This window comes from Clostridium sp. 29_15 (assembly GCF_001916075.1).
Taxonomy (GTDB): Bacteria; Bacillota; Clostridia; order Clostridiales; family Clostridiaceae; genus Clostridium; species Clostridium lentum.
Genome location: NZ_MNRT01000008.1, coordinates 1 through 11,646, shown reverse-complemented (window position 1 = coordinate 11,646; position 11,646 = coordinate 1). Strand labels below are relative to the sequence as shown.

General features: G+C 29.1%; 6 protein-coding genes and 1 rRNA gene. All 7 read right to left on the bottom strand.

Annotation, left to right across the window (positions count from 1 at the left end):
- A 16S ribosomal RNA gene (locus BHW04_RS00990) occupies positions 1-88 on the bottom strand; the annotation flags it as partial.
- A gap of 517 nt (positions 89-605) precedes the next feature.
- Positions 606-1,715 (bottom strand): glucose-1-phosphate adenylyltransferase subunit GlgD, encoded by a 1,110-nt coding sequence (glgD, locus tag BHW04_RS00985; protein ID WP_022211013.1) that lies wholly within the window; start codon positions 1,713-1,715, stop codon positions 606-608.
- 20 nt (positions 1,716-1,735) lie between these two features.
- Positions 1,736-2,893: a glucose-1-phosphate adenylyltransferase gene (locus BHW04_RS00980; protein WP_022211012.1), complete on the bottom strand. Its 1,158-nt coding sequence runs from the start codon at positions 2,891-2,893 to the stop codon at positions 1,736-1,738.
- A gap of 218 nt (positions 2,894-3,111) precedes the next feature.
- Positions 3,112-4,944, bottom strand: coding sequence for a glycoside hydrolase family 13 protein (locus BHW04_RS00975; RefSeq protein ID WP_302698553.1), 1,833 nt, complete (start codon positions 4,942-4,944; stop codon positions 3,112-3,114).
- 11 nt (positions 4,945-4,955) lie between these two features.
- Positions 4,956-7,391: a glycogen/starch/alpha-glucan phosphorylase gene (locus BHW04_RS00970; RefSeq protein WP_302698551.1), complete on the bottom strand. Its 2,436-nt coding sequence runs from the start codon at positions 7,389-7,391 to the stop codon at positions 4,956-4,958.
- Positions 7,392-7,418: 27 nt separating this feature from the next.
- Positions 7,419-8,855 carry a glycogen synthase GlgA gene (glgA, locus tag BHW04_RS00965; RefSeq protein ID WP_022211009.1) on the bottom strand — a complete coding sequence of 479 codons (1,437 nt, stop codon included), beginning with the start codon at positions 8,853-8,855 and terminating at the stop codon, positions 7,419-7,421.
- Positions 8,856-11,063: a 1,4-alpha-glucan branching protein GlgB gene (gene glgB, locus BHW04_RS00960; protein ID WP_302633590.1), complete on the bottom strand. Its 2,208-nt coding sequence runs from the start codon at positions 11,061-11,063 to the stop codon at positions 8,856-8,858.
- Between the last annotated feature and the right edge of the window lie 583 nt (positions 11,064-11,646).

The window sequence follows — 11,646 nt, the reverse complement described above, 5'->3', positions numbered from 1 at the left end:
ATTCCCGAAGGAACTTCATTCGCTCGACTTGCATGTGTTAGGCACGCCGCCAGCGTTCGTCCTGAGCCAGGATCAAACTCTCAATAAAAAGTTTAATCTCTTTTGCTCAAATTACTTTGAGTTTTTATAAGACTTAAAAGAATTGCTGGTTTTATATTAACTATATTCTGTTCAATTTTCAAAGACCATTTTATCTTGCCACCCTCAAGCGACTTCCTTATCTTATCACTGTATTTCTTTTATGTCAATAAGTTTTTTAAATTATTTTTTAAGAAACTTTCTTAACATATTTTTAATACTGTCTTGCCGTTTTCGACTGTCCCTTAGGACAAGACTTATCTTATCATCATATCTTAACTTTTATCTACAATTTTCTCCATTTTATATAAACTAAGCCTCGCATACTCATTTTTTCTTAATATTACTCTTTAATTCTATTATTGATACGCCTGGCACAATTAACAAAAAAAATTAAATAAATACATTGTATTTATCGTAATATATACGAACTATTTTCTTAACTTATAAAATATAATTCATTCTTGTAATGCTAATTAACTAAGAAAAAAGGCTATTATCCTCCAGAATAAATAGCCTTTTTTCTTTTAAAATTGTTTCTTTTTAGGTATTACTACTGGATTACTATCTAATCCTTTTACCTCTTCACCATCTCTTATAACTGTTCCCTTATCAGTAATAACGTATTTCATAGATACATTTTCGCCTATTACGCTATTTTGTAAGATAACACAATTTTCTAATACACTATCCTTACCAATGTATACCTTTCTACCTATTATACAATTTCTTACTGTTCCTTCTATATAAGATCCATTAGCTATTATTGAATTAACAACATTACTACATTCTGTATATTGAGTTGCACATTCATCTTTTGGCTTAGTGTATATTGGTGATTTACTATAAAATAATTCTTTATTAACTTTTTCATTTAAGAAATCAGAATTAGCATCAAAATAAGCCTTAATTGAGTTTATACATGCTAAATATCCTGTAAATTCAAATGCTCCAACATTTAATGAATCTATATTAGCGTTTATATAATCTTTAACTTTTCTATGCATTCCACTTTTTATAGATTTATATACTATATCTATAAATAGATCCGTTTTCATGATGTACATTTCCATACTGATATTAGTAACACTCTTTAATCCTATATTTTCACCAACACCTATTACTCTTAAATCATCATTTAAATTTAACACTTGACAGTCAACAAACTTATCCTCTGAATGTTGCTTTATATTTTTATATACTACAGTTACATCATTGCCGCTTTCCTTATGATACTTCATTAAATCATTATAATCTATATTACATACCATATATGATGGAGAAAGTAATACATATTCTCTCTTACTCTTTTCAAAAAAATCTATATTATCTAAAAAATTGTGCACATCATCATATTGAGGATTAAAATCCCCAAAGTTAAATATTCTTAATCCATCTTTCTTTCTATTTAAATCCCATGGTCTACCATTAGTTAAATGATCTACTAATGATCTTGACTTATTTTTAGTGAATATTCCTATATTCTCTATTCCTGAATTAGTCATATTAGATAAAATAAAATCTATAACTCTATATCTACCTGCTATAGGCAAAGCACCTAATAATCTATGCGCTGTTAACTCGATTATTTTTTCTTCATTTTCATCTAAATTAATTATTCCTAAACAATCCTTCATCTTTTCATCCCCTTACCATATTAAGCTTCTAATGCTTCTAAGACAGTCCCACTTTTAACTTCTTCTTTTGATGCAATAACAGCTATGCTATTTCCATTACCAACTTTACAATCTCTTCTTACTATAGATTCTGATCCAATGATAGCCTTTTCTATAGTTACATTTTCACCTATCTTGGCACCTGTCATTATAACTGAATCTCTTATAACACTATTCTTTCCTATGGTTACACCTTCAAATAATACTGAATTTTCAACAGTTCCATGAACAGTACATCCTTCAACTACTAGTGAATTTCTTACTTTAGCTGTTGGCCCAATATATTGTGCAGGTCTTACAGGACTTACAGAATATATCTTCCAATCATCATCATATAAAGTTAAACCTGTTTCTCTCTTTAATAAGTCCATATTTGCTTCCCAAAGACTGCTGATAGTTCCAACATCCTTCCAGTATCCTTTAAATGGATATGCAAATAATCTTCTACCTTCATTAAGCATCTTAGGAATTATATTCTTTCCAAAGTCATTGCTTGATTCTTTATCTTTTTCATCATCTTTTAAAGCTTGTCTTAAAAGTTTCCAGTTAAAGATATAAACCCCCATTGAAGCCATATTGCTCTTAGGATTTTTAGGCTTTTCTTCAAATTCATATATTGATAAATCATCCTTAGTATTCATTATTCCAAATCTGCCTGCCTCTTCCATAGGAACTTCTATAACTGCTATAGTTGCTTCTGCATTCTTTTCCTTATGGAAATCTAACATCTTATCATAGTCCATTTTATATATATGGTCTCCTGATAATATAAGAACATAGTCTGGATCTTGGCTATCAATAAATTCAATATTTTGATATATTGCATTTGCTGTACCCTTATACCAATTTCCACCCTTTTCTTCTTGATATGGAGGTAATATTCTTACTCCACCATCTTTTCTATCTAAATCCCATGGGCTTCCTATACCTATATGCGCATTTAATTCTAATGGCTTATATTGTGTTAATACACCTACTGAATAAATTCCTGAATTTGAGCAGTTACTCAATGGAAAATCTATTATTCTATACTTTCCTCCATATGGTACTGCTGGCTTAGCTAACTTTTTAGTTAAAACACCTAATCTTGATCCTTGTCCTCCTGCTAAAATCATAGCAACAATTTCTTTCTTACTCACCCTTTTACACATCTCCTCTATATACCCTTCATTAATAATCAATATCTAGCTTAATCATTAATTTGTGCTTTTTAATACTTAACACTTTTATTATTTTGTAAATTATCTATATAAACAAATGAATTTTCTAACTTTTAATTGTATTATTTCAATTTTTTTACATTAAATATTGAAATAAAAATAGCACTTTAAGAAATTTGAAAGTGCTATTTTTAAAATCATTGAACTTTCAATATTTTGCATTGATTGCCTTTTAGTATAACATTTAAAGTTCCCTTAATACTTTCATAAGTTTCCTTATCATCTATTAAATTTTTAACATTTCCATTAATATTATTTAATATATATTTTTCTTCTTTATCTGAAGAATTAATAATAACTATTATTACTCCCTCTTCATTGGATCTTTGGAAGCACAAAACATTTCCAAAGCTATTTCTAAACTTTATATCACCATTCTTTAATATATTTTCATTAGCTCTTAACCTACAAAGATTCTTATAGATATTAATTACTTCTATATTTTCTTTTCCCCATGGATAAGGCTTTCTATTATCAGGATCTTTTCCACCTTTTAACCCAGCTTCATCACCGTAATAAATAAGTGGTACTCCAGGAAGAGTCATTTGTAATAGAACTGCTATTTTTAAGTGCTCTATTTTTCCATCAAGTATGGTAAGTATCCTTTCTGTATCATGTGTTCCTAACATATTCATAGTAGAAAAAAAATTTTCTCTAGGATAATTTTCTAATAAAGATTTATATCTCTTAATAAAATACTCTGATGATATCTGTTTTTTGCTATATTCTATTATGAGCTGCCTTAATGGATAATTAGTGATAGAATCTAACTCATAACCAAATAAGTATTCTCTTTTCTTAGAATAGCTTATCTTGTTAGATGCATCTTCCCAAACCTCACCAATTAAAACAGTATCAGATTTTTCCTCCCTGATAGACTGTTTAAGTAATTTAATAAATTCATCTGGCAATTCATCTGCTACATCTAACCTCCATCCACTAGCCCCTGCTCTAATCCATCTTTTAACGATAGAATTTTTACTAGAGATAATATACTCCAGATATGAAGGATTTAGTTCATCCACATTAGGCATATTACCAAATCCCCACCAGCAATCATAAAGATTAGGATAATCCGAAAATCTATACCATCTATAATAAGGAGATTTTAGTGACTGATAAGCTCCTATTTCTTTATAATTATTGTACATATTAAAATACCTGCTGTCAGAGCCAGTATGGCTGAATACTCCATCTAAGATTATCTTAATTCCCAAGGCTTCTGCTTCAGAGCATAATTCTTCAAACTCTTCGTTAGTTCCAAACATAGGATCTATCTTTTCATAATCACTAGTATCGTATTTATGACAGCTTGGAGATTCAAATATAGGATTAAAATAGATTATACTTACTCCTAGACTTTTTAAATACTTAAGTTTTTTTCTAACTCCTAAAAGATTTCCTCCATAAAAATCCCATCTTGTAACTCCACCATCACTATTTCTTATATACATAGGTGTATCTGTCCAATTTCCGTATATAAACGAATTCTTTTTAGGATTTAACACTTTACCAAACTTATTTCCATTAAAGAAGCGGTCAACAAATATCTGATATATTATTCCTTCCTTATACCATTTAGGAACTTCTGACTGATGATATACTGTTATTTGATAGCACTTAGGGTAATTGTCATAAATTTGTCCAATTCCCCCTAAATTTTCTATATTATTTCCATAAAGAAAGACTCTGCCTTCACATTCTATTCGAAAATAATAGAAAATCGTCCCTAACATATCAGTTGTATCAAGCTTTAGCTCATAACAATACTTTTCTATGATTCCATCTTCTTTGCATTCTGTCATTTGCATTTCTACTTGATTATTAAAAAAATTAATAAAAACTATATGTGGATTGCATTTTTTATTTGTTTCTAACTTTAATGTTACAGTTTCTCCTACATTTACTGCTCCAAAAGGATTCCTATAATTAGTATCGTGAGAATTATGAACTATTTTTATATCATTCAATAATATACCCCCTAAAGGTTCCTATATAGTACTCCAGACCCCCATATTCCTGTTGCGTATTCTTTTATAGTCCTATCAGATGAAAACACTCCTGAATGGGCAATATTTACTCCACACATCTTTTGCCATTCATATGGATCTCTATATATTTTATCAATTCTATCTTGAGCATCTATATATGCTGCAAAATCCTTAAGAACAAAGAATTCATCATTATAGCTTAATAAATTTTCATATATTACTTTAAACCTATCTTTATCACTACAATACTTTCCATTGATTAAATCATCTGTTACCCTTTTTACTCTTGGATCATGATTGCAGACATCCCAAGCAGAATATCCACCATTCTTATAGTAATCAAGTACTTGCTCAGCAGTTAAGCCAAATATTATAATATTTTCTTCTCCAACTTCATCCTTAATTTCTATATTTGCTCCATCAAGAGTAGCTATAGTAATTGCACCATTCATCATAAATTTCATATTAGATGTTCCTGATGCTTCTTTAGTTGTAGTTGAAATCTGCTCACTTACATCTGCTGCTGGAATTATTCGCTCTGCTAAAGATACGCTGTAATTATCTAGCATAATCACTTTTATTTTTTCATTTACTCTTGAATCATTATTTATCTTTTCAGAAATATTGCATATAAGCTCAATGATATTTTTAGCTAAATAATATCCTGGAGCTGCCTTTCCTGCAAAAATAAATGTCCTTGGTACTATATCCAAATTAGGATTATCCAATAATTGATTATAAAGATGCATTATTCTAAGACAATTCATTGTCTGTCTTTTATATGCATGTATTCTCTTTACTTGAACATCAAAAATTGAATTTGGATCCACTATTATTTCTTTATTTTTATAAATTATTTTTGCTAATTTATCCTTATTGTCTTTCTTTATTTCCTTTAAGCTATCTAATACTGCTTTGTTATCTAAGTGATTCTTAAAATTCTCCAAATCAGTAGGATGCTTTACAAAACTATCACCTATAGTATCTTTTAACAACTCTGTTAATTTTGGATTACTCTTTAAAAGCCATCTTCTATGGGTTATCCCATTAGTCTTATTATTAAATTTAGCTGGATACATATAATAAAAATCTTGCATTTCCCTCTTCTTCAATATTTCAGTATGAAGTTTGGCAACACCATTAACACTATGGCTTCCTACTATAGCTAGATTAGCCATTCTGACATATCCATCTCCTATAATAGACATTCTAGCTATCTTTTCATTTTGTCCTGGATATTTATTATTTAGCTCTATAGTAAACCTTCTATTTATTTCTTCTACTATCATATAAATTCTTGGTAATAAACTTTTAAACATATCTATTGGCCATTTTTCTAATGCTTCGGCCAAAATGGTGTGATTAGTATAAGAAATAGTATTTTGAGTTATCCTCCATGCCGTATTCCAATCCATTCCTTCTTCATCTACTAGTAGTCTCATAAGCTCTGGTATAGCTAATGTAGGATGAGTATCATTAATATGAATAGCTATTTTTTCATCTAATTCATATATATCCCCACCTATGCGCTTAAATCTTCTTATTATACTTTGTAATCCTGCACATACAAAAAAGTATTGTTGCTTTAACCTAAGCATTTTTCCTTCATAAAAAGAGTCTTCTGGATATAAAACCAAGGATATTGCTTCAACAGAATTTTTATATGAAATTGCTTTTAAAAACTCTCCTCTACTAAAAGAAGAATAATCAAACTCATTTGATACTGGTTCTGCACTCCATAATCTTAATGTATTTACCACATCATTTTGAAATCCAACAATAGGTGTATCATATGGAACAGCTAATACTGGTTCATAATTCACATGAGTAAATGTCATCTTACCTGCCAATTCCTCAACTTTTACCGTTCCACCAAACTTAACTATTTCTGACTTATCTGCTTTTTTTCTTTCCCATACATTGCCTTCCCTAAGCCAGTTATCTGATACCTCTACTTGTTTTCCATCAACTATTTTCTGTTCAAAAAATCCATACTTATATCTGATTCCACATCCATTACCTGGTATATTTAAAGACGCCATTGAATCTAGGAAACATGCAGCTAGTCTACCTAAACCACCATTTCCTAGCCCTTGATCTTGCTCTAAATTTACTATCTCATCTAAATCTATATTTAACTCTTCTAATGCTTCCTTACATATATCATGTATTCCTAAATTTAACAAATAATCTTCTAATAATTTTCCTAAAAGAAATTCCATAGAAAAATAATAAACCTGCTTTAATTCTTCTTCCCTATATTCCTTATTTGTTTCAATCCACATGTTTGTTACATAATCTCTTACCAAACTTCCTAAAGCCTCATATTTTTGTTGATTTGTACCTTCTTTTAATTCTTTTCCATGTAATTGAACAAACTTATTTTCATAATCACGTTTAAAAGAGTTTTTATCAATTGATAGCATGTACTACCTCCTAATAGCTTGCTATAATTAAGGTCTATTTTTTACTCCTTCATACAACCAGGCATATTCTCTAGCTGCCTTATCCCAACTATTATCAGAATCCATCGCTTGTTCAACAATGTGTCTCCAAACTCCTTTATTTCTAAATAATTCTAGAGCATATTCTGTTACATACATTAAATCATTTGAACTATAGTTTCTAAATCCAAATCCATTACCTACGCCATTATATTGGTTATATGGAAATACAGTATCTCTTAATCCCCCTGTTTCTCTTACAATTGGAACTGTACCATATCTTAATGCTATAAGCTGACCTAATCCACAAGGCTCAAATAATGATGGCATCATAAACATATCAGCTGAAGCATATATCTTATGTGCTAATCCATCATCAAATCTTATATTAGCTGATACTTTATCAGGATATCTGTATTGAAGATTTCTAAATGTTTCTTCATATAGATAATCCCCTGTACCTAAAATTACAAATTGAATATCTTTTTGTAGCAGTCTGTCTATTATATTAATTATAAGATCACACCCTTTTTGGTGTGTTAATCTTGATACTAACCCAATCATAGGTACATCTGCTCTTTGAGGTAACCCTAACTGCTGCTGTAACATAAGCTTATTTTCAAGCTTGTTATCTAAGCATCTTTTATTATAATTTCTATAAATATGACAATCTGTACTTGGATTATACTCTGCATAATCAATACCATTTACTATACCCTTTAAATAACAACTACGACTTCTTAATAAATTATCAAGTCTTTCACCATACTCACTACTCTTTATTTCCTCTGCATAACTTCTACTAACTGTTGTAATTTGATCACAGTAATTAATTCCACCTTTAATAAAACTTACACCTTTATCAAGTTTCAAACTTCCATTATAATATGGCTCTAAATCATATCCAAATAGTTCTGGCAATATCTCTGGCGAATAAGTACCTTGGAAAAATAAATTATGAATTGAAAATATAGTCTTTATATTTGAGTAGAATGGATCCCTGATATACTCAAACTTATGAAGTACAGGAATCATACCAGTTTGCCAATCATTACAATTAATAATATCTGGTTGCCAATTAATTTCCTTTATAAACTTCATTACTGCTCTATCAAAAAAAGCAAATCTTTCAGCATCGTCATAAAATCCATATAATCCATCTCTGCAGAAATAATATTCATTATCTAAAAAATAGTAAGTGACACCATTATATTCACATTGGCTTACACCACAATATTGATTTCTCCAACCAACTTCAACAGTAAACCATTTTATGAATTGCAACTTTTGTTGAAATTCATATTTCATATTTTTATACTTTGGTAACACTACTTTCACATCTAAACCAAGTCTTTTTAAAGCTGGTGGTAATGCACCCATTACATCCCCTAATCCCCCTGTTTTAATAAAAGGACTAGATTCAGAAGCAACAAATAAAACCTTCATTTACCTACACTCCTTACTACCATCACTAATATTATTTACTTTTAAAACAATAGCAGCCATTGGTGGAATCTTTATATTTATAGAATATGGTTGATCATTATAAGGAATTTCTTCCGCTATTAAAGGTTGATCCATATTAACGTCTAACTCTTTTATAGTCTCTTCTGCTTCTAATTTTTCTTCTACTTCCTTACTAGTATCTGTATCCTTATTTAATTCTCTATCTATTTCTAAATTACAATCTTCAATTTCTTCATCTATTTGATTATCATTTTCTGTAGCTGCAATTTCTTTTAAAACAACTGGTCTTTGTGTATGAATAAAACCAGAACCTCCAAAATCGATGCTGTCAGTATCAAATATTACTTCATATTCACCTAAGTAAGGCACACCAATACGATGGCTATAGTATACTAATGGAGTATAATTACAAATAAATATCAAAGTTTCCTTCTTGTTATCTGTTTTTCTCATGAATGTAAAAATACTTTCATCTGCATTTCTAGCATCTATCCATTGATACCCCTTTGGATTGAAATCATACTTCCATAATGCTGGATGATCTTTATAAAATTGATTAATTGTTTTTACATAATTTTGAATTTTACTATGAGTCTCATATTTATCAACTAAATCCCACTCTAACCCTTCATAAAATCTCCATTCAATAAATTCTGCTAATTCAGTACCCATGAACATTAATTTTTTACCTGGGTGACCTATCATATGTGCTATATATAATCTTAATTGAGCAAATTTATTCCAATAATCTCCCCACATTTTATTTAGGAAAGATCCTTTTCCATGAACAACTTCATCATGTGATATTGATAATATAAAATGTTCAGAGTAATTATAATCCATAGAAAAAGTCATTTTACCATGATGATACTTTCTATACAGTGGATCTTCTTTCATATATTCCAATGTATCATTCATCCATCCCATGTTCCATTTAAAGTCAAAACCTAATCCATCATATTGAATAGGTTGTGATATTTTAGGCCACGCTGTAGATTCTTCAGCAATCATCATTACTGTAGGAAATTCTTTTTTCACAGCACTATTAAGTTCTTTTAAGAATTCAATAGCTTCTAAATTACCATTTCCACCATATTTATTAGGAATCCATTCTCCACCTTGTCTACCATAATCTAAATAAAGAATATTTGATACTGCATCTACTCTCAATCCATCTATATGATATTCATGCAACCAATATACTGCATTTGATATAAGAAAACTTTTTACTTCAGGTTTACCTAAATCGAAATTATATGTTCCCCAGCCTGCATTATTAGCTTTCCACTCATCTTTATATTCATAAGTTGGGGTTCCATCAAATTTGTATAATCCATGAATATCTTTACAAAAATGTCCTGGAACCCAATCTAATATTACTCCTATATTTTCTTTGTGTAAGCAATCTATTAAATACTTAAAATCATCAACATTTCCATATCTACTTGTTACTGAATAATAGCCTGTAGTTTGATATCCCCATGAAGCATCTAAAGGATGTTCCATTATAGGCATCAATTCTATATGTGTATATCCCATTTCACTAAGATACTTAGGTAATTCCCCTGCTAGCTCTCTATAAGTTTTAAACTCTTCTCCATCTCTTTTCCATGAACCTAAATGTACTTCATATATATTAATTGGAGCATCATACATTTTAAATTTCTTTCTCTTAGTCATCCAACTTCTATCATTCCATTTATATTGTATCTTACTAGAAATAATAGATGCTGTAGCTGGCCTTACTTCTGAAGTAACTGCATATGGATCTGCTTTAAATACTTTATTTCCAGCTTTATCTTCAATTACATACTTATATTTAGTACCTGGCTCTACACCTTCAATAAAAATACTCCATATTCCTCTTTCTGTTATTTTTTCCATTTTATATTCATCTTCTATTGCAAAATTACAAAAATCTCCTGAAACATAAACATTTATTGCATTTGGAGCCCATGTTGTAAATCTAATTCCCTTTTTTCTTTTCTCAGTTACCTGATGCGAACCCATAAATGCATAACTTGTATAATTTTTTCCTTCATGAAATAAATATGTGTTTAAATCAGTTATTTGAGATTTATAACTCTTTTTTTTACTTAAATTATTCTTCACAGAATTTACGCTCTTTTGAATATCATCAAAGTTCTCCTCAACTTCTGCTTTTAGTTTCGTAGCTTCTTGTCTCATGTAATCCCCCCTTTTATAAATGTGTAACTTCAATATATATATTTGTAATTTATGTAAATAATTGTATCATTCATACTCCCTTTCATTCAATATATTTTAACCGACATTAATCTATATATTAATGCAAGTTATACAATTGCATGTTTATTCTCATTTTCAATATTATTAGAATTATGTCGCTTATTGATTGTTTTTTTTCTTTATTGTAATAAAAAATATTATTTGTTGAAATCTTTACAATTTAACAAATAATACTTCAAATTTATTAGATATTTATTAAAAAAATTTTTATAAACTTATCCACTTTTTATTTTAACTTATCAACAAAAGAAGATATTTTTTCTATTTTTTTGTTGATTATTTTAATACTCAGAAGTTGAATTTTAAGTATTTCTTTACACACTAGTAAACTTTAAATAATAATATAGCTTTAATATTCCATTTTTATTATTTTAACATCTATTTTCAATTATAAATTATCACTTTCTTTTTTTGTAAGCAAAAAAGACTTAAAGCAAATGCTTTAAGTCTTACTAACCTGGCAACGTTCTACTCTCCCACACAGTCCCCCGTGCAGTACCAT